Raw genomic sequence first — 22,278 nt, 5'->3', positions numbered from 1 at the left:
TTATTCCTCCATCAAAGCATTGTAAAGAAGTGGCAGGAATGTACCAATGTCTGTTACAATACCCACTACCTGTGCACTTCCTCTATCGGACAGTTTGGTAACTGTAGACGGGTTGATATCTACACAGATACTTTTTACTCTTGAAGGGAGAAGGTTACCTGTTGCGATTGAATGAAGCATAGTTGCAATCATAATAACCATGTCAACTTCCTGAGCATAATGTCTCATCAGCTTTTGAGATTCAGCAGTATCGGTTATGACATCTGGAAGAGGCCCGTCATCACGGATGGAGCCTGCAAGAACATATGGAACATCGTTTTTAATACACTCATACATAATCCCTCCGGTTAAGGTGCCATCTTCAACTGCTGCTCTGATGGAACCTGAACGATTTATCCTATTAATCGCCCTCATGTGGTGAGTGTGGCCGTGAGCTACGATTTTACCTGTTTCCACTTCAATACCTAAAGAAGTGCCGAAGAGATTGGATTCGATATCATGAGTTGCAAGAGCATTTCCTGCCATGATAACATCGATGTAGCCTTCTCTGACGAGTGATGCCAAGTATTTGCCGGAACCTGTGTGTACAATGGCCGGACCACCAACAATACCTATTTTTCCACCTTTTGCCTTGATTTCTTTCATTTCTTTGGCAATACCGTTAATCAAATTCATTAATGGCTTTTCGGAGGAAACCTCACTGTTCATGAACTCAAATACCTGCTGTTCTTCTCTTGATCTGTGAGGAGGTGTAACTTTAACACCATCAAGGCCAACGACGATTTTATCTCCTACTTTAATATCGGCTATTGGTTTTACAAATGCCCTGTTTTCATCTTCATCCACGACAACCAAACAGTCCATTTCGATTTCTTCGACTGGAATCCAGTTGCCCTTGTAAAAGATATGAGTTGTATGATTGGATGATGAATAAAAGCCTTCTGGAGCCACTTTATCTTTAACAGATGCTACAAGATTGACTTCCTTGATTTCATCGATTGATGCACCAAGCACAGACAATTCATCTAAAATAGACTCTAACAATTCGGGAGAATCGGCTGAAACTTCAATCTTTGCATGACTTATGTCTGATTTTTTCCGTCCAACATCAATTTCCAGTATATCAAATTCTCCGCCTTTGTCCATGATTATGCCCATTGTCTTAGTTAATGTCAATGAGTCAATAATATGACCTGAAAGCTCAATAGTTCTTTTATTCATAACAATATGCTCCATTTTTAGTTAATATTATAATTTTGGTTTTGATAATATTTAATGATATTGTTATCATGCAAAAATAGTTTAAAACAAGAAATAAAAAAAAAGAAAAAAAGTTAAACTCACAAAGTGTGAGTTTAAAGTCCGAAGAACAGGTAGATTACAAATACTATAACCATTAACCAGATACCCCAACCTAACTCTTTTGCTTTACCACTAGCTAAGCTTGCAATTGCATAAACAACGAATCCCCAAGCAATACCGAGTGAAATGGAGTAGGTTAAAATCATCATGATAATGGTCATGAATACAGAAGCTGCAACAATTAAGTTATCCCATTCAACTTCTTGCAATTGTGCAATCATCAATATACCTACGATTACAAGTGCTGCACAAGTAACAGGAGAAGTGAATAATCCTAATACCAATGGAGCAAAGAATATTGAAAGGATGAATAAAATACCAGTAACAACAGCGGCTAAACCAGTTTTACCACCGAGACCGATACCGGTTGCACTTTCCACATATGCTGTAACGGTACTGGTACCGAATATTGCGCCGACAATACCCCCAACAGCGTCAGCTAAAAATGCGTTTTCAATTCCAACAGCCTGACCTTCTTCATCGATAAATCCGCATTGTCTACCTAATGCCATCAAAGTTCCTGTTGTATCGAAGAATGTTACAAATACAAGTGAGAACAACATCATGATTAAGTTAGGAATATTGGAGAACAGTTGTCCGAATCCCTTGAGGAATCCTGCAAATAATGATGTATCAAAATTAGCTGAAACAAATTCCGCTGGAACGGCTGGCATTAACATGTCTCCTGCACCAAATCCAAGAGCAGTGAATATTACACCAATGATAGCAGTTACAACCAACCCAATAAATACGGCAGCAGGCACTTTTTTGACAAATAGTATTAAAGTAATGATAATACCAATTAATGCAAGAAGTGCTGGAGGGGATAAAAGTGATCCCATAGTAACAAAAGTGGAAGGATCAGCTACAATGATTCCTGCACCCTTAAGTCCTAAGAATGCCAGGAAGAATCCGATTGCCGCACCGATACCTAGTTTTAAATCAAAAGGAATAGCGTTCAAAATAGCTTCCCTTAAACCAGAAACGGTGATTATTAAAAAGATTATGCTTGAAATGAATACTGCTGCAAGTGCAGTTTCCCATGTATTTCCCATTCCTAAAATGATTGTATATGTAAACAATGCATTAAGTCCCATACCTGGAGCTAATCCGACTGGGTATTTAGCAACTAGCCCCATAATTATACAAGCTACACCGGAAGCAACTGCGGTAGCAAAGAATACTCCGGTAGCAGGCATTCCACCATCAGCTAAAATAACTGGGTTTACTCCTAAAATGTAGGCCATAGCGAGAAATGTGGTGATACCTGCAAGGATTTCAGTTTTGAAATCAGTACCATTTTCCTTAAATTTGAAAAAATTATCCAACATATAACACCTCATCAGAAAAAACTTAATTCCGATAGTAATACTTTTGTTAAATAACTTTTATAATACTATCGAAAACGATATGAAAAAAAGTATATATGGATAATTAATCTATTAATGTTAAGAAATCATAGATGACTTTTGCAGCTACGACTGCAGTAGTATCTCCCAATTCTTTGCTGGCTGTTTCAACAACATCAAAACCAACAATATTTTTACGGGACAATGTTTCAAGAATTGTTTCCACCTCAGAGATGTATAATCCTCCAGGAGTTGGATTTCCAACATTAGGTGCAAATGCAGGGTCAAATACATCCATATCAATTGAGATGTAAATCGGACCATCAATATTTACCAGATAATATTCAATTGCGTCCATGTGCTTGTGGACATCCTTTGTCTTGAATGTTTGGATATTGTAGGTTGACTTTACATATTCCTCTTCCTCTTTAGAAGATGACCTTATTCCAATCTGGACTAAATTAACGCCAAACTCATGAACCCTTCTCATAACGGTGGCGTGGGAATATTTCTCTCCAACAAATTCAAACGCAAGATCCCTGTGAGCATCCAAATGTATTACTGTCAATCTGTCATATCTCTCACCAATGGCTTTAATTGCGCCTATTGAAGCTGAATGTTCTCCGCCGATGATTATTGGCTTAATGTCCATGTCAAGCAAATCATTAACAGTATCCTCAATTATTTGACAAGTCTTTTCGCAATTTCCAGGAACGACATTGACATCTCCAAAATCATAAAAGGAAGTTGTCAAATCTTTATTAAAAACAGTATTGTATTTTTCAAAACCAAATGAAGCTTCTCTTACTACAATTGGTCCTAAACGTGCACCGGAATGATAAGAAGTAGTGCTGTCAAATGAAACTCCGATTATTCCAAATGAATTTTCTTTAATATTCTCATTTTCTTGAGAAAATGCAAATTTCCATGGTTCGTATGTATTTAAAAGCATAATTACTCTTTTAAAAGGAAAATAAATAAAGAGAACTTAAGCAGATCCTCTAGTTCTCATTATTTTCATGTTTCCTAAAGCGACAATGTATTCAACTTCAATACCTTCAACAATGTCATCTTTGATGTCTTCAGGCATTGGCAAGTCAATGGTATCATAGTTTTCCATATCCATAATTTGAACAGTGTCACCTTGGATAGATAATACTTGTCCTAATCTTTTATCAATAATAGGGATATCTACTTTGTTATCTACAGGTTTAACTAAACTTCTTTTTTGGTTATCGAAAACACCAACTGCTTCGATTCTTGCTTTTGCAGCTCCGTGTTTACCTGGAGAAGAAGTAGTATAACTAATAATTTTACAAGCTTCACCGCCTAATACGATGTATTTTCCAACTTTTAAGGTTTTAATTTCTACAACTTTTGTTGACATTCATTTTCCTCCATATTTAAAAACCGGTTTTTAATCTGATAATAATGAATATTATAGATTATTGATAACTATCTTTCACATTTTATATAAAGTATTCGTTAATTATTATATTTTTTCTTCAATGAAAAAATTCTCAGATTTTTTAAAATACAAATTAATTATATTTAATATGAAAAACATATCTTAAGATAGTGATAAAATGAAGATAGCTATTGTGACTGGAAAAGATGAAGGCCCGACAAAACTAAATGCATTCGACAATGCACTAAGCGATGCCGGAATCGGAGATGTAAACCTAATAAAGGTATCCAGTATGCTTGCAGGCAATGCTCAAGTTTATGAGATGCCAAAACTGAAAGCGGGCTCTATGGTAAACTGCGTCTTATCAGAAATTACTTCCGATAAATCAGGTGATGAAATCACAGCAGTAATTGCAGTAGCTATTGGAAATGAATTAGGTTGTGTGGTTGAAACAACCGGAGTCAATGAAAACATTGATGATTTAGTTGATGAAGCAAAAATGATGGTTGAATATATGATGGATAAGCGTGGCGTGGAAATAAAGGATTTGATAGTGAAACATGCCACAACAACTGTTCTTAAAATCGCATCAGTTGTCGCATCAGTAGTGTATTTAAATGACGATATTATCGAGTGATAAAATGGATGCTAAAACAAAACAAATTGCAACTGACCTGGCATATGAAATCATAAGGGAAGTTAGCAGAGCAATCAGACCCCATGTTGGAAACCCTGAATCAGGCGAAAAGATAAAAATAGGTGCAGACGGCACTCCAACATCCCTAATTGACATGATAGCTGAAGATAAGATAATCACTATCCTAAAGAACGCACCGGTATTGTCCTACATCGTCAGTGAAGAAATCGGTGAGTTGAAGTTAGGTAGGGGAACCAAAAGAAGCATTATCCTAACTGAAGAACTTAAACGTGACGATTTAGCTGAAGACGAAATCCCGAAATTCATATTCCTTATGGACCCTGTCGATGGAACAAGCAATGCTATTAAAGAGATTCCGGCATATGGAATATCAATAGCTGTTGCAGAAGTAAATCAGGGCCGTGTTGCAACATTGAATGACGTTCAACTCGGATTCATCAGTAATTTGGCAAACGGTAACTTTTTCGAAGCCGAAAAAGGCAAAGGATGCTGGTTGAACAACAAAGAAGTGAAACCCAGCAATATAGTCGATTTCAGCAGCATGACATTAGGAGGATTTACAAAAAGCGGCACTTCACAGGCTTCCAAATTGGTTGACAACGCACGCCGTATGCGTGTTTTAGGAAGTGTAGTATTGGAATTATCCTACGTAGCTAGTGGAAGATATGATGCATTTATTGATTTGAGAGGAAGTAGAATCATCGATATTGCGGCATCCAAATTGATTGTGGAAGAGGCAGGCTGTATCATTACCGACAAATACGGCCAAAAACTTAACAATACCTTAAGCATTTATGAAAAGACAATCGTCGTTGCTGCAAACAATAAAATTTTGCATAAACAAATGATTGACATCTTAAATGACAATCAAACAGATTTCATTGGAAAAGTTGGAGTTATCTCAAGAATCGATCAGGAAAGGCCAATACTATTCTCTGCAAAAGTTATAGACTACCTTTTAACCAACGGGCGCGAAGTGGAAATCGAACGCAGGCTTGCCCAAAAATTGAATGCGCTAAAAGAAAATCCGGAACTGGACAGCATAATTGAAAAAACAAAAGAGAATCACCCTGAAATCTCTGATGCCCTGGAGGATATAAACTTCAACATTGACTATATGCAGATTGCAGAAGACATCTTTGACTTTGACTGTGATATGGCAGTGGTTTTGGGAGGTGACGGAACCCTTCTAAGGGCACAAGCTAAAATGAAACCTGAAATTCCAATATTTGGAATAAACATGGGAACAGTAGGATTCTTAACAGAAATTGAAGTAGAACATACTTTTGATGCATTGGAAGAAATTTTAAAAGGGGAATACTACAAAGAAAAAAGAACTAAACTCTTAGTTACCCACGAAAATCACAATTATACCGCAATGAATGAAGTAGTTGTAATGACTGACCAGACAGCAAAGATGCTTCATTTTGAAATTCTCGTTGATGGGGAAACAATTGAAGAGGTAAGGGCTGACGGACTGATTGTTTCAACCCCAAGCGGTTCGACCGCTTATGCAATGTCAGCTGGAGGACCTATTGTTGATCCTAAGGTTGGCGGATTTGTCATCATACCAATTTGTCCTTATAAGCTTGGAGTAAGGCCATTTGTTGTATCCGACAACAGTGAAATTACCGTTAAATTACTTAAAAAAGGTAAAAATGCAGTGTTCGTAATGGATGGTCAAATCAATGAAGAAGCCAGATATGAAGAAGAAATCAAATTCAAAAAATCCCCTAAAGACGCTTACTTCATCAGAACTTCAACAAAATACTTCTATGAAAAAGTAAAAGACAAGTTAAACAAAGGCGGAATAAACCAGTAGGGAAAGCATGAATAATCTAGTTATTGATTTGACTCATGGAGGAGTTAAAATTGCAATCAGCCTGGCCAAAAAAGGTCGGAACGTTCTTGCATATGACCTTTACAATACATTAAAGCCAATCGATGAAGAAATGCTTGCAGTTTATGATGTCGAAATCATCAAGCTAGAAGATTTAACTTATTTTAAAGGGGATATGAATGTAATCTATCCAATTCATATGCCCATGACATTTGATGAAATAAAATCTTATAATCCCAATTTAAATTATACCTTTCAAACACATCATGAAGCTGTTTTTGAAATTCTAAAGAATTGGGGCAAAAATATTCCAACCGTTGAGATTACCGGCGTTAAGGGCAAAACCACATCAGTTTTTATGCTTAAGGAGATTTTAATTGATAAAAATCCATTGATTTTATCCAGTCTAGGTGCGCTGCTTTATGAAGACGGAAAAAAATACATCTTAAAGAAAAACATTTCAATAACCCCCGCAAACATCAAAGAAACTGTTGATTTAGCCTATAAAATTGCAAATCCAATTTGTAAAATAGCTGATGGGATTGTTGAAAGTGAAAACCTAAGAAAATATAATTCTGCTATCTTTGAGTCATCATTGGGCGTCAGCGGCATTGGTGATGTCGGACTGCTACTCAACATTGCCGAGGACTATCCTATAGCCCAGGGAAGAAGTTCCGCCAGCAAAGCTAAAAAGCAGGTGTTCAGATGCAAATGCGTTGCAATCGAAAAGGAAAGCTTTGATAAATACTACAGTGACGTCAAACATGACAATGTCAACACATTTTCATTATATGATGAAAACGCCAATCTGTTTTTGAAAAACGTCGAATATGACCTAGATAAAACCTGCGTTGAAATCGAATACGTGAATGTTAAAACCGTCAATGACAATGTGGTATCCGGCAGCTTAATTTTAGAGACCTTTGCGCCTGGAAGACATCATGTGAGCAATCTTTTGGGAGTCGTCTTAACCAGCATCTGCCTGGAAATTCCAAGTGAAACCATACAGGAAAAAATAAGAAACTATAAAGGAATCATCGGCAGGACAAACAAAAAACAGATTGAAAATTCCATAATCATAGAAGAAATCAACCCGGGATTGAATACGCAAGCCATAAAAGAATCAATCAACATGATAAGTAATTTAGATGATTATTATATCTCCATTGGGGGAGATTATGGAATAACCTGTGAAGAAATCGATGAAGAAAAATTAGTAATCTTTCTAAATGGTCTTGATAATGAAATAATTTTGACAGGGGATTTGGGAGCTTCAATTTCAAAAAAACTGACTAAAACTAGCCAGTATATTGAAAACTATAATGATGTTTACGATTTGGCTATAAAAAATAACAAAAACCTTCTTTTCATATACCGTTCCGATTATCGAAAATTGGAATTCAGGTAAAAATTGTAAACATTTAATATATATAAATTGCAAAAATTAAAAATGTAACAAATTCTTATAAGTTAAAACTTATTAATTTGATTTTTAAAAACTTGGAGATAATACATGATTGTAGGAACACGAGGAAGTCAATTAGCTTTAGCTCAAACCAAACAGGTATGTGCTGATTTAGCAAAAGTTACTGGCGTTGATATTGATATAGAAATAATCAAGACCAAAGGAGATAAAATTACTACTTCCCAATTATACAATATGGATTCTAAAGGACTGTTTACCAAGGAATTGGATATTGCACTTTTGGAAGAGGAAGTTGATTTTACCGTACACAGTTTTAAAGACTTGCCTACAGAACTTGATGAAGATTTGAAAGTTGTTGCTGTTCCTAAACGTGAATCTCCGAATGAAGTGCTTATCTCTAATACCCACTGGAATGATTTAAAACCCGGCTCAAAGCTTGGAACCAGCAGCCTTAGAAGAGAAGCATTCTGTAATCATTACCAAAAAGATTTTGAATTAAAACCTATCCGAGGAAATATCGAAACTAGGATTGATAAGGCCTTAAATAGTGATTTGGATGCAACCATCATGGCAGAGGCAGGTTTGAAAAGATTAGGTTTGACAGAATACATTAAAGACGTATTTCCACTTAACTACATCACACCTCCTGCAGGACAGGGTGCACTAGCCATCATCACTAGAAAGGATTACGAGAAAAATGATGTGATTCAAAAGGCTTTGAATGATTACACTTCAATGCAAGAAGTATTTGCAGAAAAAAAAGTTCTAGAAGAGCTTGGCGTTGGATGCCAATGGCCTATAGGCGCAATAGCTCAAATGAATGACAAAGAATTTAATATTTATTCAATTTTATTGACTAAAGAAGGAGAAATCCTTAAAGAGCAAAATGAGAAAGGTTCTATAAGGGATGCGGTTGAACTTGGCGGCCGTATAGGAAGACTTTTCGCAGATTATGTTTAAATGGAGGAATTAGATTGAAAACCGTAAACGTAGGAGTAATCGGGGTAGGTGCGATGGGTGAAAACCATGTTCGTGTTTACCACAAAATGGAAGAAGCGAATTTACTTGCTGTAAGCGATGTGAGCGAAAGAGCTCTTAAAAAGATAGAGAAAAAATATGGCGCTAAAGGCTATACGGACTATAACGAGCTTTTATCAGACCCTGAAATAGAAGCCGTCAGCGTTTGTGTGCCGACTACATTCCACCACGACGTTGTAATGGAAGCCATCAAGTATGGGAAACATGTTTTGGTTGAAAAGCCAATTGCATTTACTGTTGAGGAAGCTGAAGAGATGATTGCTGCTGCAAAAGAAGCAGGAGTATTGCTTGCAACAGGACATGTTGAAAGATTCAACCCAGCTGTTCAAAAGGCCAAAGAACTTATTGACGATGGTGTTATCGGCGATGTAGTATCAGCATTTGCAAAAAGGGTAGGGCCTCTTCCACCGAGAATTAAGGACGTCGGCGTTTCAATCGATTTAGCTATTCACGATTTGGACATTATGAACTATTTGTTTGAAGAAGAAGTTACTCAAGTTTACGGATCAATGAACTGCAGCTTTGATGACAGCGAATTTGAAGACCATGCGGAAATCATGGTTAACTTCGACAACGAATCAACTGGAATCATTGAAGTCAACTGGTTGACCCCATACAAAAGGAGAGAATTGGAATTGACCGGTACTGCAGGAATCATTTCAGTAGACTACATCAAACAGAGTATTGAAGTTTATGGTAAATTTGCCCAAGACATACAAATTAAACATGAAGAGCCTCTTAAAGCTGAATTGAAATCCTTCCTGAATGCAGTAGTCAACAACATCGAACCGGAAATTACTGGTGAAGATGGACTTAAAGCTCTTAAAATGGTTATTGCTGCCAATAAATCCTCCAAAGACCATAAACCTATCAGTTTTGAGGAATTATAATTACTAGGTGATAGTGTGAAAGAAAAATTAATTGCAAAAGCACAAGAATTAAGACAACACGGATTTACAACCGGAGAAATTGCAGATGAATTAAATGTAAGTATGGACACTGCCAGATGGTTAACTCTTCAAAAAACAACTGAAGAAAAGGTTGATGCACCGGTGGACTTTGCCATTAACTGGAAAAGCATTGGTGGAAATTCAACTCGTTTAAGTTATGTTTCAGGTGCTTTAAGTGATATGGCACTATCATATGGGGATGCTGAAACCGTTGTTGGCGTTGCAGTCAGCGGTGTTCCATTTGCAACCGTAATGGCAGACTTTATGGAAGACATGACTGGCGTTGATACCGCAATAGCAATCTTCCACCCTCACAAACACAGAAAGGATGCTGATGAAACCGACGACGAAGGTGCAATCAGTACCAACTTCGGAACTGTCGAAGGCAAAAAGGTCGTTATTGTAGATGACGTCATTACCAGCGGAAAAACCATGAAGGAAGCTATCCACACAGTTAAGGATTTGGGTGGAGAGCCTATTTGTGTTACTGTATTGATTGATAAGGCAGGATTGTCTGAAATCGAAGGAGTTCCTGTTGAATCCTTAATTAAAATTAGTAGATTATAAATCTACTCTCTTTTTTTATTTTTTCTAATTATCCTTTTTTTCTAATTTTGACATTATTTTCGAAAGTATTATATACTTTATCACACAATATATACACAAGGTGATAATAAATGTATATAACAATACTTGCATTAAATAGATTCCATGGCTCCAAGCCACTCGTTTTAGATGGAATTGTGAAATTAGTGAAAGAACCATCAAACCATCATGATGCAGAGGCAATAGCCTGTGAAATGAGACACTTCGGTAAAATAGGCTACCTCGCAAACAGCACCCAAACCGTTGTAAGGGGAACCATGAGTGCGGGACGCCTATACGACAAAATAACTGACGAATACTTTGCAAAAATTAAATTCATAACTGATAACAATGCAATTGCTAAAGTATTAAGCAGCGATGAATTTATCTGTGAAGTGGAAAACCCTGAAAGTGACGTACACTACCTATGTGACAATTTAGAAGATCTTGAGCTAAAGGAGTGATTGGATGATAATCAACGATGTAGAGATTAACTCAGATATTGAGTTATTAACACCACAGTCACATGAAAATGTAGCAGTAATACCTTTAAAAGGCAAAAATAATTATATCGATTTATTAACTCTTAAAAAAGGGTTTGAATTAGGCCTTGTTGAGGTAAAGGAATGTGATACCTCAACAGTGAATACATTAATCGTTAAAAACAATTCAGTAACTCCATTAATCCTAATTGATGGTGAGGAAGTGGTTGGAGGAGATCAGAACAGACTTGTCAATGCAACCACAATAATTCCTGCAAATTCACAGACAAAAATATCAGTAAGCTGCACTGAACGTGGCCGTTGGGCTTACAAAAGTGAATTCAAAAGCTCTGCACATATTGCGGACTTCAACACCCGCCGTAGAAAAGCATTTGCATTAAGGTCTTCAAGACCCGTGCAGCATGAAGTCTGGTCATCAATTGATGAGCTGCAGGCTGAGAGAAACTTCATATCACCAACCAGCGCAATGTCTGAAAGCTACGACAATGCTAGAGTAGACCTTGAGGGAATGTTAAGTTCATTTGAAATAGTTGATGGGCAAACTGGAATCCTAATCATCATAAATGGTGAAATTAAAGGTTTTGAACTGTTTTTAAATTCTGAAATTTACAGGGCATTCCATGAAAAAATATTAAAAAGCTATCTAATCAATGCCAAAGTTGAAAATACCACATTTACAATCAACACTGATGAAGCAAGACTTGTAATTGAAAATGCATTTGATTCCGGCTTTGAAGAAAAGCCAAGTCTCGGTTTAGAAGAAAGCTATGAATTTGAAAATGCAGATGGGCTTGGAAAAGCCTACATTTATGAAGATGAGATTGTGCACTTCTCATACTTTAAAAAGCTTAATGAAGAAAGCAGCAGTGACGATGTCATTGCAGATGGAGACATTGAATCTGGAGTTAGAGATTAATTTCTCTACTTTTCCTATTTTTTTAATTTTTAGTGATTTATTTTAAAAACAACTTATTTTTAATAATTTTCTTGAATGAAATTTTTTTCGAGAAACAAATAAAAAATCCATTAATAACAAAACAACAATCAATGATGGGTTTTTAATATGAATAAAAAAAAGAAGTATATTAATTCGTCCAAAAGAACGAATTAAAATTACAATTCCAATTAATCTCTCCTAAAGAGATCTCTTGTGTAAACCTTATCCACAACATCCCCAAGAATGTCTGAATCGAAACGATTTGCAAGAATGACATCACTTTCACTTTTGAAACGGTCAATGTCATTTACCACTTCTGAACTGAAAAATTCGCTACCATTCTCCAATGTCGGTTCATAGATAATTATTGGAATTCCTTCAGCCCTTATACGTTTCATAACGTCCTGTATGGCAGATGCACGGAAATTGTCACTGTTGCTCTTCATGGTGAGCCTATAAACTCCAACTGTTTTGGGATTTCTTGAAATAATCTGGTCAGCAATGAACTCCTTACGCACAGTATTGGAATGGACAACAGCTTCTATCATTGTCTGCGGAACATCCTTATAATTTGCTAACAGCTGTTTTGTATCTTTTGGCAAACAGTATCCGCCATATCCGAATGATGGATTATTGTAATGTCCTCCAATACGAGGATCCATACATACACCATCTATAATCATCTGTGTATCAAGGCCTTTGGTCTGAGCATAGGTATCAAGTTCATTGAAGTAGCTTACCCTTACTGCAAGATAAGTGTTGGCAAAAAGCTTTATGGCCTCGGATTCTGTTAAATGTGTCAATAACACGGGAATTTCCTGCTCAGGACACCCTGCTCTTTTTTCCTCTATTCTTGCACCTTCCAAAAGAAGGTCTGCAAACATCTGCCCCTCTTCCATCTGGTCATCATCACAACCAACAACTATACGGCTCGGATGAAGATTATCGTAGAGTGCCTTTGACTCACGAAGGAATTCGGGACTGAATATGATGTTTTTGACTCCATACTTTTCACGTACAGATTCTGTATATCCGACAGGTATTGTTGATTTGATAACCATAAGAACATCAGGATTAACTTTAAGAGTCCATTCTATAGCATCCTCAACCGCTGATGTATCAAAGAAATGATTTACATCATCATAATTAGTTGGTGTGGCTATAATGACAAGGTCGGCATCCCTATAAGCCGATTCCTTATCGGTAGTCGTGTGAAGATTCAACTCCCTTTGTCCCTCACGAACCTCATTAAAAAATCTTTCTATCTCATCATCTTGAATAGGGCTAATGAACTGATTAAGTTTTTCTGCTTTTGATTCTGTAGTTGTAATAGCTGTAACATCATGTTTTTGAGCTAGTAAAACAGCAAGTGAAAGTCCTACATATCCTACACCTGCAACTGTAATTTTCATTTAATTGCCTCCAATTTTATCAATATTTTATTTAAATAGTTTATATTTCTTCTTAAAAAAACTTTATGAGGACATCATTTTCACCCCTAAATTTAGTGGTGGTTTCCTCAATCCATTAATTCAAAAATATTAATATTTACTTAACTATTGAAAAACTTTTCGCAAAAATTCAAAAAAAATATCGATTTTTGGAAAAGTTCTGTTTTTTGTCAAATATTAAATGAAACTGAAATTGTGAAAATAAAAAGCAAGAATTGGAATTTAAATAAAAAATAAAGTAAAAATTGATAATTGTTAATGATTTAAAGATTTATAATTTAATTACAGTAACAAATTTTCTTGCGAGTAACTCAACTAGATTATTACTTTTTATGAATGAACGCTAAAAAATAGTTATTAAGTAAAAAATAGACAAATAATTATTAGATAATTGAAAAATATAAATATGAAACTTTATTTACAAAATGAAGTATCCGGAGAGATTTACACTTGAAATGCACCTCTCTATTTGATGTTTAATTCCCTCATCATCACGTCAATTTTATAGTCAAGGTCTTTGCGTTTCATGTCAATTTCACGTTTTTCATATTCAAGATCTCTCAAATTAATGAACTGCCCTTCAAAAGTGTCAACATACATGGAAACTGATAAATTAAAGTCATTTGAAATAATTTCGTCACATGAGACAACTTTTGAATATTTTTCAATATTAATCCGATTGGATAATACATCAATCATTTTGCCTATAGTGTCATCGCTTAAAAGCAGGTTTCTTTTAAACAGCCCCGGAACCATCAAACGTCCCCTTTTGGTGTCGAATTCCCTTGACATGTCAATGAATAGTATCTTATCATCAGGTTTGTCTTTTCTAAATACTATCACGACTTCGGGCTTTTTATACCTTCCGAATTCATTTGGAATGCTGATTATCGCATCGATGTAGTTTTTCTCAAGGGCCAGATACTTTCTAATGGTTTTGAGTGATTCCTTTGAGAGGAAGTTTTGGGAAATTGATATTGCCATTATACCGTTATTTTTAAGGGAGTTGACAAGATTGATTAGGAATAAAAACTCGCTTTCCTTTAGAATCTCATATTCCCCACTGAACTGAGATGCGGATTCCTTTTCCACATCCATCTTGTTGATTAATTTTTCAAGGGCTTTGTTGAGCTCAGCATCCTTGGAAAAAGAGGTTAAATCCATGTCAAAATTCTTGCTTAAAACATCTTCCAGCTGAGCCCTTTTATGTCTTTTTACAATCTCTAAGCTTTGATTTTTTTTGGAGGAATGATAATTACGAATTCTTATCGGAATGACGGATAGGATTCCGTCAAATGATGCCTGATTAATGTCGGCCGAATTCATAGCATCTTCATTTTCTATGAATAAGCCATTAAAACTGTAATAACTCAGGAAAAGCCTTGCAATTGTATAACAGTAAGTTACCCTGTCCTCTTCTTTTCCGAAGTTATTGCTTTGCCAAAGCCCTATCAAATTAGATAAACTTAAAAGTGAAGTTCCATCCCTCATGAACGGATCGTAAACATTTTCGAGATTTTTCTTTTGTGATGCCAAAATTGCAGACAGTATCTGATAGATGTATTCAGGATTTGATTTGATTTTCAAAAGCCTTGAATCAGCAACAGAATAAAAAACATCACTGAATGAAAAATCCGTATCAAATACATTCAATTTTGAGATTAAACGGATAATGTCCTTTAATAATTGAGTATTTTCGCTGTTTGCTGCAAATAATTCAAATGGGAATTCCTCTCTGACTGCATCAAATATCTGATTGAGATATTTTTCATCACCTGAAGATTTGGGAAATGAAACGTTTTCGCTGAAAGCCTCAAAGAAATCTTTCAGAAATGTTTCACTTTCGAATCTATCGTTAATCACTTCATCAAAATAGCAGTATGATTTTTCAATGTAGTATCCGTACATATGATAGGCGTCATTTTTGAACTCTTCCTCATATAACTTTCTTTCATATGCCTCATCCAGGGTCACTTCCCTCTCCTGAAGAACCATCAGAAAATGGTCCTTAAGTGAATCTGAACAGTATTTGTAGATGAATGCATAGATTATAAGATATTGAGTTTCAAGTGGAAAATGGGCTGTCCTTGATTTTGAAATGATTTCCTTCAGGACGGCACGATTATTTGAATATCTATAATTCAGCATTACTGAGCCTCCCACAGCTGATTAAGGATTCCTTCCTTCAAGTTCCTGTCATATTCAACTACCTTAAGGTCTTCAGCGATTTTTTCATTGATGGTGTTTAACAGTTCCCCGTATTTCACTTGAGTGTCATAGTCCGGCAGAACCAGTTCCAATTCCTTAATTTCCTTAAGTGATGTGTGCGGAAGCTTTTGTGAACTTCCAAGCTCATGCAATTGCTTTTTGATGTGGGCATTGGTAAGCATATGGGCGATGAAATCCGGATCATAACCCTTTTCAACTCGGATGATGGCAATTCTATCGCTTACAACAAGGCCTTCTTCTTTTACACAAACCACATCATATGGATAAGGCATCTTCATTAGTACGTCGCCTTTTCGTGTGAAATACCTATCCTTAAAATCAGAAAGTTTTAGGTTGTCAAAGTCAGATAACTCGCCGTCCTTTTTGATTGATCTTTGAACGATTACATGGAAGTCTATCCCTTTGTCATCCAAGTAACGTCTATATGACAGACCGGAAAAGATTTCTGCTATTTCGGCGAGTTTCACTTTTTTCATATTATCCCATTTTTTTAGTTGGCGGTTGAAATGAGCAATAAATTGCTTTTGGTGGTGAGCCAAAAGCAGTTTGTACTCATTGGTAGAGTCCTGCTACATCATCAAGCAGCGGTGTTTCCTCGACCGCTTCTGATGGATCTACCTTTTCAGCAGAGACTCCACCGATCACTCCTACGCTTTGGATGTTGTCCTTTAAGACTGCTGTTGAGACAATTCCTGGTCCTTGCGGTGATAGGACAAACAAATCAAGGAATGTTTCATCTTCACCAACTATGAAAGCCGGTTCGATGGCCTCAGCAGATTTTGTTTGGACCTTGATTAAAATGTGCTTTGCTTCTGAATCCCCTTCAAGTCCAATCTCACGTCTTATATTTTCATCCAAATTTTTAACTTTTTCACTCCAATTAATATCTGTCATATTGTTACCTCACTATTTTTTTATCACCTTAAAATACAATGGTGTTGGTATCTTTTTTGGAAATTTACATTCCAGAATAAAGTGTATTTTTTGAAAAGTTATACACTTCACAGTATTATTTTGAAGTTTATCATATATAAACTTTACGAAATTTACAGAAATATATATGAAATCACTTCCATGAAGTAATATAAATTAGAAATAATATATAAAGTTTTCTATTTTATAAGTCTTTTTTAAAAAAATACACAAAAACAAAAATGCAAAAAGGTGCACATATGACTGGAAAAAAATTTAAAAAAAGTTTAGAAGTGAAGATTATTCTTCATCTTCTTTTTTGGTTTTCTTCTTATCAACGATAACCATTCTTTCGTTTTCTTCATCAACTTCCATGATAATTGGTTCTTCTTCGATAGCACCAGGGTCTTTTTCAACACATTCATTAATTTTGGATTGAATAGCCCCAATATCTTCAGTATCGATTAAATCAACAATCTCTAATTGTTGTTGGAACCTTTCAATACCATCGAGAGGAACATTTTCAACAAATGGAATAGCTCCGGTTGCTCCGATAATTTTCTTTTTATCAGGATCCGCACCGTTTTCATATAATGCTTGAATACTTTGACCTGTAATATGGCCTTGTACTTCAGCACCAGCCAAAATCAAAAATCTAATATTCGGATTTGAAATGATATTTGCAACAACTTTTTCAATACCTAAATTTTCAGTTTTACATGGTCCTGCGATTGCTGCTCCGGATAAATCAGCTTCAATGTGAGAAGCAAGAGTTGTAACAGCCACCGGACTTTCAGGGTCCCCAACAATGTAATCCCCACTGATTACAGGCCAGCCATCTGCAGGTGCTTTTTTATCAGCCATGATTATTTCCTCCTAACTTTAGTGATTAAAAATATATTTTAAGTATATTTAAATATTTTGAAAGTTTACTTGGGTAAAAAGTTTATTAGATAAATTAATATAATACATATTATGAATTTAAATACTGATTTATTTTATTTTATCAACAACGGCATGTCAAATCCGACATTTGACTTGATAATGCCCCACTTTACAGATTTGGGAGGCTTTGTTACATTACTTTCATTATGTATAATAGCGATTATAATCTGTAAACGACTGAAAAAAGATCAATATTTAAAAATCGCAAAAATGTGTCTGGCCGCTTTAGTCCTGTCTGGAATAATTGCAGCCTGCCTGAAATTGGCCATTCACGAACCAAGACCATACACCACTTTGAGTCATGCCCGTCAGCTTTTAATACCAACCGAACCAAATTCATTTCCATCAGGCCATACCTCTTCAACATTCAGCGTCATGACTGTTCTGGCAAATGAACTATGGCAGTACAAAAAATTAGTAATTGCCCTAATCCTATTTTGCATTTTGATTGCATTTTCACGGGTGTATTGTGGAATACACTATCCTTTAGATGTGGTTGTTGGGGCGATGGTCGGAATAATTAGTGGAATAATTATCTTAAAACTAAAAGTAAAGTTCTGATGGACGTCCGATATATTCAAAATCGTCCTTGTTGTCCAGATATTTCACACCAATGACCTTTCCATCCGGGAATACGGTAACAACACTCATTCCATCATTAACATCAATGACAATTACTTTTGTGTTTTCTTCACCTTCAGCTTTAATCTTAACTATTTCATCGTTTTGGACGAGTTCCCCATCCTCAAATTCGTTGCTGATGTCTGTAGAATACCAGTGCTGAGGCAATTTTAATCTTAAATCCAAGCTATCTAACAAATCTTTAACGTGCATCTTAAAGTCTCCTAATCTTCTAAATAATTATTTCAAAAAAAGCATATTTAAATATATTGTAACTATTCAAGGGTTAAAAAGGTTAAAAATCTCCTACAAAAGCTTCTCGAATTGTGTCTAAAATAAGTTTAAAAATACTGGATGTTTGTGATTCAACGCCTAAAATCAATGGTTTAAACTGAGGATATTTTTTAAGAAAATCCAAAACCAGTTGAATTTGATATTCTTCAGCTTCATCTTTACGGTTTTCCTTCAATAATTTAAGAGTAGTTTCACTTTCCTTTTCATCCAATTCCTGCAAATGAGGATATTCCTTATAAACATTGACTCTTTTAGTGTCTATATCCAGATCACTTTCATATAAGATACTGGTTAAGAGATTCGGAAGAGCATCCTGAGTGTTGACATACTCTTCAATGAACTCTTCAGATGGGCTAAATTCCTCATTAACAACCAAAACTCTCTTTGACATTATACTCTAAAGTGAATTTTGTTTTTATCTATTACATCCAATGTGTAAGGCTCTGGAATATTATCGGAATGACCTAATGCAAGAATTCCTACAACTCTGTATTGCGGGTCAAGCTTTAGGATTTCCTTTACAACTTCCTCGGCGTCAACTCCATCCTTGCTTCTGAGATGTACCTGTACCCAGCAGCTTCCAAGGTCAAGTTCTGTTGCCATCAGATGCATGTAAGTTAAAGCGATTGATGAATCTTCAATCCAGGTATCGGCAACTAAAGTGTCTGCAACAACAACAATTGCCTTATCCGCTCCGGCAATCAAATCAGCACCATGGTCCTTGCATTGGGATAATTCAACTAAAGCATCCTTGTTTTCAACAACCATAAAATTGCATGGTTTTCTGTTCATGCTTGTAGGAGCAAGAAGGGCCGCTTCCAGGATTTTTTCAAGCTCGTCTTTAGTGACAGGTTCATCATTGAATGTTCTTGTGCTTCTTCTTTTCAAAAATAAATCCATAAGTCTCATGATTAAAAATTAGTCTTTGGGATATAAAAATTTTAATAATAGTCATTGAGTTCTAAAACGGCTTTAATTACACGTTCACAGTTATTTTTATCATTGAATTTGAAAAAGTCCTCGACACGTTCCTGATAAATCTCATCCATTTTACAATCATTTTCTATTGTATTAATGATTTCGGCTTCCAAATCACTGATTGTCCTTTTAACTGGTCCAAAACCCATAGTTTCATAGTTAAAATAAGCTTTATCTACATTAAAATGATAATTTTTCTCAGTTTGATAATAAATAACTGGTTTTTTAAGATAAGCAAAGTCAAAAATGACTGATGAGAAATCAGAAATGACCAATGAAGCATGATTGAATATGTCAGTATATGAAACTTTATCTCCAATTTCAATCTTCGGATTAATGTCAAAAGTTGAGAGGAATTTCATAAGGTTTCTATGTGGCTTAAATATTAATTTGTAGCCTTTGGAAATAATGTAGTTGACTAACTCTTCATCATTTAATACATCGTTTATTGATTTAAAATAACTTGTTTGCATAAACTGCTCTTTTTTTAATGAATCATATTGCCTTCTCCATGTCGGCATGAAAACAATTTGCTTTTTATCTTCCAGTTGCTCGAGATAATCGAATCTTGGAAAACCTAACACCTTAACAATATCCTCTGAATAGCCGTAATCCGGACTTAAAAATGATTCCCTTTCCTTATCCGAAACTGTTGCAATCAAATCAAGTCTTTTGTCATAATTATTAAGCCAATGGGAGATATTATCCTTTGTAACACCGTGCTGCAGGAACACCGTCTTTGATTTTGCAAGTCCTGAAAGGTGAGAGTAATTTCCCCAAAACGGATAGATAATATTGTTGTCCGGATGAGATGTAAGAATGAATTCTGCAAACAACAGATAAAGCCTATGTTTCAAGGATTTGTTTGGAAGGATTTTGCCCACTTTATTAATTTCCTTATACTCCTGATTTGCAGTTTCAAAACCTAACAGTTTTTTGATTTTACTTAATTTTGAACTTTGCATATATCTGTATTCCATTTCTGGAAGATTAACCCCCACTTGAGGAGATTTTGAAAATACGTAATATTTGTCAATATCTTTTATCTCTTGAAATCCATTTGCATGCTTGAACAAAAAGTATCCATTATCTCCAGCAGCATTAGGCAGATCCATGAAAATCCAAATATGTTTACGTTTAAATATGTAATAATTTAAAAAGAATAATATTCTCAGAATTACACCCGTACGCCAACCCTGCTTTCTTTCATTTAAAATCAATTTCAATACTTCAAATTCGAGTTTAATACCTTTTAAAACTGTTTTATCTGTAACTTCAATATGGTCTCCACAATCAATTGACAAATAATCCTTTGACAATTTATATTTTGAAGTTCTTGTAAGTCTTGAAGTCTGATTATAGTCAATGATTAAGACTTTTGAGTCCGTTTTAAACAATATTACAGTATTTGAATTGACCGGCAGGATAACTTGGAAGTTATGGTTATATCCATAGTCAAAATGAAGCGAATAATTGAGCCTTTGAGGATATTCCAGGACTTCTGTTTCAAAGGCCTCATCATTTGCAACCGCATAAATCTTAGTGTCTTTGACAAAATCAGTTAGAATTCCTGAAATATGCAAATGGTTTTTGTCAATGAACTCGAAATTATCAATATAAACTGTGTTTAAGTCCAAATCTTTCTGATAACTATCTTTGTTAACCAGATAATCCCTTTTATTGTGCTTTAATAAGACGATGTGTTCTTTAAGCTCAATTGGAATGGATAATTGTGAACGTATTATGTCATCATCAATGAAAGAAAGAATATAAAATAATTTATCATAGAGTCTGTTAATTTCTTCTTCATTTAAAAGTGCATTAACAAACTTAATCTCCAAAATCCACTGCAGGTCATACATTAGAACGTGCTGAATGAATTTAGGAACTTTTTGAAGTTTCTTAAGAGAATACTCTATTAATTTTATGAAATATTCGTCGACTCTAGTTGTGAAATATGATTTATTCTGAGTCGAAGTTGCAATTAAAGAGTTTTGCAAGTCGTTTCTTCTGTAAAAGTAGGTTTCGTCATGAATAAATGCAATGTTGGGATTATCAATGAGCATTTGATTGATTAATAATGGATCTTCTGAAACCCTTAAATTTTCATTGAATTTATAAAATTTCAGTTCTGAGAATCTAAAAAAGCTGGAAGGACCCGAAAGCTGAATAAAACTTGGATTTTTGTGAATATTAATGACTTGGGTTTTTTCAAATTTATAATTTAAAGGATGGTTACCTATTTTAACTCCAAAAAACTCAATTGGAATAGAAACAATATTAATATTTGAGTTTTCAGTCAGTAATTTGAATGCTTTTTTAAATGCTCCTTTCGAGATATAATCATCTGAGTCTAGGAAGTTTACAAACTCCGCATCGACATATTTTAAACCTAAGTTTCTGGAATAAGCAGGGCCTTTATTTGTTTCATTATTTATGACTTTAATATTATCAGGATATTTATTTTGGTACTCTAAAGCAATTTGTTTGGTATCATCTTGACTATTATCATTAACAATGATGATTTGGATATTTTTTTTAAAATTTAGAGATTGGTCGATAATTGAGTCTAATGCTTGCGAAATATATTTTCCAGTATTATATGCAGGCATTACAACCGCCATTTTAAAAGCCAAAATAAATCCCCCTAATGTATATTTATATAAGTTAAGTATATTATATAAACAATTTGGAAAAAAATTAAGAGACAAATGGTTTATAATATCTAGAATTTTAGAATTTAAGATATTCTTTTTAGATTTTAACAAAACAAGCATGGGGAATAAAAAATG

22 protein-coding genes are annotated in these 22,278 nt (G+C 35.0%); 9 read left to right on the top strand and 13 right to left on the bottom strand.

Annotation, left to right across the window (positions count from 1 at the left end; translation table 11 throughout):
- The 4 genes from ACKI3D_RS01420 to ACKI3D_RS01405 all read right to left on the bottom strand — a co-directional run bounded on the left by ACKI3D_RS01420 (position 1) and on the right by ACKI3D_RS01405 (position 4,098).
- Positions 1-1,221 carry a TIGR00300 family protein gene (locus ACKI3D_RS01420; RefSeq protein ID WP_407391640.1) on the bottom strand — a complete coding sequence of 407 codons (1,221 nt, stop codon included), beginning with the start codon at positions 1,219-1,221 and terminating at the stop codon, positions 1-3.
- Between the two features lie 134 nt (positions 1,222-1,355).
- The gene (locus ACKI3D_RS01415) at positions 1,356-2,693 is read right to left on the bottom strand and encodes an NCS2 family permease (RefSeq protein ID WP_407391638.1); all 1,338 of its coding nucleotides are present in this window, start codon (positions 2,691-2,693) and stop codon (positions 1,356-1,358) included.
- Positions 2,694-2,796: 103 nt separating this feature from the next.
- Positions 2,797-3,663, bottom strand: coding sequence for an agmatinase (gene speB, locus ACKI3D_RS01410; protein ID WP_407391636.1), 867 nt, complete (start codon positions 3,661-3,663; stop codon positions 2,797-2,799).
- A 36-nt stretch (positions 3,664-3,699) separates the two neighbouring features.
- Positions 3,700-4,098 (bottom strand): translation initiation factor IF-5A, encoded by a 399-nt coding sequence (locus ACKI3D_RS01405; RefSeq protein ID WP_407391634.1) that lies wholly within the window; start codon positions 4,096-4,098, stop codon positions 3,700-3,702.
- A 199-nt stretch (positions 4,099-4,297) separates the two neighbouring features.
- On the opposite strand from ACKI3D_RS01405, the gene ACKI3D_RS01400 reads away from it, so the two are divergent.
- From ACKI3D_RS01400 to ACKI3D_RS01365, 8 genes are all read left to right on the top strand, one after another.
- Positions 4,298-4,756: a pyruvoyl-dependent arginine decarboxylase gene (locus ACKI3D_RS01400; protein WP_407391632.1), complete on the top strand. Its 459-nt coding sequence runs from the start codon at positions 4,298-4,300 to the stop codon at positions 4,754-4,756.
- A gap of 4 nt (positions 4,757-4,760) precedes the next feature.
- Positions 4,761-6,599 (top strand): bifunctional NADP phosphatase/NAD kinase, encoded by a 1,839-nt coding sequence (locus tag ACKI3D_RS01395; protein WP_407391630.1) that lies wholly within the window; start codon positions 4,761-4,763, stop codon positions 6,597-6,599.
- Between the two features lie 7 nt (positions 6,600-6,606).
- On the top strand, positions 6,607-8,025 hold the full coding sequence (gene cfbE / locus ACKI3D_RS01390) for a coenzyme F430 synthase (protein WP_407391628.1): 1,419 nt from the start codon (positions 6,607-6,609) through the stop codon (positions 8,023-8,025).
- A gap of 105 nt (positions 8,026-8,130) precedes the next feature.
- Positions 8,131-9,003 carry a hydroxymethylbilane synthase gene (gene hemC / locus ACKI3D_RS01385; RefSeq protein ID WP_407391626.1) on the top strand — a complete coding sequence of 291 codons (873 nt, stop codon included), beginning with the start codon at positions 8,131-8,133 and terminating at the stop codon, positions 9,001-9,003.
- 14 nt (positions 9,004-9,017) lie between these two features.
- Entirely contained in the window at positions 9,018-9,971 is a 954-nt protein-coding gene (locus tag ACKI3D_RS01380; protein WP_407391624.1) for a Gfo/Idh/MocA family oxidoreductase, read from the top strand.
- Positions 9,972-9,986: 15 nt separating this feature from the next.
- Positions 9,987-10,598: an orotate phosphoribosyltransferase-like protein gene (locus tag ACKI3D_RS01375; RefSeq protein ID WP_407391622.1), complete on the top strand. Its 612-nt coding sequence runs from the start codon at positions 9,987-9,989 to the stop codon at positions 10,596-10,598.
- Between the two features lie 110 nt (positions 10,599-10,708).
- Positions 10,709-11,080, top strand: coding sequence for a hypothetical protein (locus tag ACKI3D_RS01370; RefSeq protein ID WP_407391620.1), 372 nt, complete (start codon positions 10,709-10,711; stop codon positions 11,078-11,080).
- Between the two features lie 4 nt (positions 11,081-11,084).
- Entirely contained in the window at positions 11,085-12,035 is a 951-nt protein-coding gene (locus ACKI3D_RS01365; protein WP_407391619.1) for an ARPP-1 family domain-containing protein, read from the top strand.
- 209 nt (positions 12,036-12,244) lie between these two features.
- Here the strand turns inward: ACKI3D_RS01365 and ACKI3D_RS01360 are convergent, their stop codons facing one another.
- The 5 genes from ACKI3D_RS01360 to mtrA all read right to left on the bottom strand — a co-directional run bounded on the left by ACKI3D_RS01360 (position 12,245) and on the right by mtrA (position 17,512).
- Positions 12,245-13,468: a nucleotide sugar dehydrogenase gene (locus tag ACKI3D_RS01360; protein ID WP_407391617.1), complete on the bottom strand. Its 1,224-nt coding sequence runs from the start codon at positions 13,466-13,468 to the stop codon at positions 12,245-12,247.
- 504 nt (positions 13,469-13,972) lie between these two features.
- Positions 13,973-15,655, bottom strand: a complete 1,683-nt coding sequence (locus tag ACKI3D_RS01355; protein ID WP_407391615.1) for an N-6 DNA methylase — start codon at positions 15,653-15,655, stop codon at positions 13,973-13,975.
- The gene (locus ACKI3D_RS01350) at positions 15,655-16,212 is read right to left on the bottom strand and encodes a restriction endonuclease subunit S (RefSeq protein ID WP_407391613.1); all 558 of its coding nucleotides are present in this window, start codon (positions 16,210-16,212) and stop codon (positions 15,655-15,657) included. The genes ACKI3D_RS01355 and ACKI3D_RS01350 overlap by 1 nt, the downstream gene beginning before the upstream one ends.
- A 76-nt stretch (positions 16,213-16,288) precedes the next feature.
- Positions 16,289-16,630, bottom strand: coding sequence for a hypothetical protein (locus ACKI3D_RS01345; RefSeq protein WP_407391611.1), 342 nt, complete (start codon positions 16,628-16,630; stop codon positions 16,289-16,291).
- 318 nt (positions 16,631-16,948) lie between these two features.
- Positions 16,949-17,512, bottom strand: a complete 564-nt coding sequence (mtrA, locus tag ACKI3D_RS01340) for a tetrahydromethanopterin S-methyltransferase subunit A (protein ID WP_407391609.1) — start codon at positions 17,510-17,512, stop codon at positions 16,949-16,951.
- Between the two features lie 111 nt (positions 17,513-17,623).
- On the opposite strand from mtrA, the gene ACKI3D_RS01335 reads away from it, so the two are divergent.
- A complete protein-coding gene (locus ACKI3D_RS01335; protein WP_407391607.1) occupies positions 17,624-18,154 on the top strand; it encodes a phosphatase PAP2 family protein in 531 nt (176 codons plus the stop codon).
- On the opposite strand, the gene ACKI3D_RS01330 is transcribed toward ACKI3D_RS01335, so the two are convergent.
- From ACKI3D_RS01330 to ACKI3D_RS01315, 4 genes are all read right to left on the bottom strand, one after another.
- Positions 18,137-18,427 carry a hypothetical protein gene (locus ACKI3D_RS01330; RefSeq protein ID WP_407391605.1) on the bottom strand — a complete coding sequence of 97 codons (291 nt, stop codon included), beginning with the start codon at positions 18,425-18,427 and terminating at the stop codon, positions 18,137-18,139. The two genes, ACKI3D_RS01335 and ACKI3D_RS01330, sit on opposite strands and share 18 nt — an antisense overlap.
- Before the next feature lie 82 nt (positions 18,428-18,509).
- Positions 18,510-18,899, bottom strand: a complete 390-nt coding sequence (locus tag ACKI3D_RS01325) for a hypothetical protein (protein WP_407391603.1) — start codon at positions 18,897-18,899, stop codon at positions 18,510-18,512.
- The gene (locus ACKI3D_RS01320; RefSeq protein ID WP_407391601.1) at positions 18,899-19,396 is read right to left on the bottom strand and encodes a nitroreductase family protein; all 498 of its coding nucleotides are present in this window, start codon (positions 19,394-19,396) and stop codon (positions 18,899-18,901) included. Before ACKI3D_RS01320 ends, ACKI3D_RS01325 begins: the two co-directional genes overlap by 1 nt.
- A 53-nt stretch (positions 19,397-19,449) precedes the next feature.
- On the bottom strand, positions 19,450-22,122 hold the full coding sequence (locus tag ACKI3D_RS01315) for a CDP-glycerol:glycerophosphate glycerophosphotransferase (RefSeq protein ID WP_407391599.1): 2,673 nt from the start codon (positions 22,120-22,122) through the stop codon (positions 19,450-19,452).
- Positions 22,123-22,278: the final 156 nt, after the last annotated feature.

Source organism: Methanobrevibacter sp., from assembly GCF_045586545.1.
Taxonomy (GTDB): Archaea; Methanobacteriota; Methanobacteria; order Methanobacteriales; family Methanobacteriaceae; genus Methanocatella.
This window is presented reverse-complemented; position numbering and strand designations above follow the sequence as displayed.

What these genes read in the sequence shown, in the direction of transcription:
- ACKI3D_RS01350 (WP_407391613.1), bottom strand. Translation starts at nt 16,212, where the DNA reads ATGAAAAAAGTGAAACTCGCCGAAATAGCAGAAATCTTTTCCGGTCTG.
- ACKI3D_RS01330 (WP_407391605.1), bottom strand. Translation starts at nt 18,427, where the DNA reads ATGCACGTTAAAGATTTGTTAGATAGCTTGGATTTAAGATTAAAATTG.
- ACKI3D_RS01370 (WP_407391620.1), top strand. Translation starts at nt 10,709, where the DNA reads ATGTATATAACAATACTTGCATTAAATAGATTCCATGGCTCCAAGCCA.
- mtrA (WP_407391609.1), bottom strand. Translation starts at nt 17,512, where the DNA reads ATGGCTGATAAAAAAGCACCTGCAGATGGCTGGCCTGTAATCAGTGGG.
- speB (WP_407391636.1), bottom strand. Translation starts at nt 3,663, where the DNA reads ATGCTTTTAAATACATACGAACCATGGAAATTTGCATTTTCTCAAGAA.
- ACKI3D_RS01345 (WP_407391611.1), bottom strand. Translation starts at nt 16,630, where the DNA reads ATGACAGATATTAATTGGAGTGAAAAAGTTAAAAATTTGGATGAAAAT.
- ACKI3D_RS01360 (WP_407391617.1), bottom strand. Translation starts at nt 13,468, where the DNA reads ATGAAAATTACAGTTGCAGGTGTAGGATATGTAGGACTTTCACTTGCT.
- ACKI3D_RS01400 (WP_407391632.1), top strand. Translation starts at nt 4,298, where the DNA reads ATGAAGATAGCTATTGTGACTGGAAAAGATGAAGGCCCGACAAAACTA.
- ACKI3D_RS01365 (WP_407391619.1), top strand. Translation starts at nt 11,085, where the DNA reads ATGATAATCAACGATGTAGAGATTAACTCAGATATTGAGTTATTAACA.
- ACKI3D_RS01420 (WP_407391640.1), bottom strand. Translation starts at nt 1,221, where the DNA reads ATGAATAAAAGAACTATTGAGCTTTCAGGTCATATTATTGACTCATTG.
- ACKI3D_RS01415 (WP_407391638.1), bottom strand. Translation starts at nt 2,693, where the DNA reads ATGTTGGATAATTTTTTCAAATTTAAGGAAAATGGTACTGATTTCAAA.
- cfbE (WP_407391628.1), top strand. Translation starts at nt 6,607, where the DNA reads ATGAATAATCTAGTTATTGATTTGACTCATGGAGGAGTTAAAATTGCA.
- ACKI3D_RS01405 (WP_407391634.1), bottom strand. Translation starts at nt 4,098, where the DNA reads ATGTCAACAAAAGTTGTAGAAATTAAAACCTTAAAAGTTGGAAAATAC.
- ACKI3D_RS01335 (WP_407391607.1), top strand. Translation starts at nt 17,624, where the DNA reads ATGAATTTAAATACTGATTTATTTTATTTTATCAACAACGGCATGTCA.
- ACKI3D_RS01325 (WP_407391603.1), bottom strand. Translation starts at nt 18,899, where the DNA reads ATGTCAAAGAGAGTTTTGGTTGTTAATGAGGAATTTAGCCCATCTGAA.
- ACKI3D_RS01395 (WP_407391630.1), top strand. Translation starts at nt 4,761, where the DNA reads ATGGATGCTAAAACAAAACAAATTGCAACTGACCTGGCATATGAAATC.
- ACKI3D_RS01355 (WP_407391615.1), bottom strand. Translation starts at nt 15,655, where the DNA reads ATGCTGAATTATAGATATTCAAATAATCGTGCCGTCCTGAAGGAAATC.
- hemC (WP_407391626.1), top strand. Translation starts at nt 8,131, where the DNA reads ATGATTGTAGGAACACGAGGAAGTCAATTAGCTTTAGCTCAAACCAAA.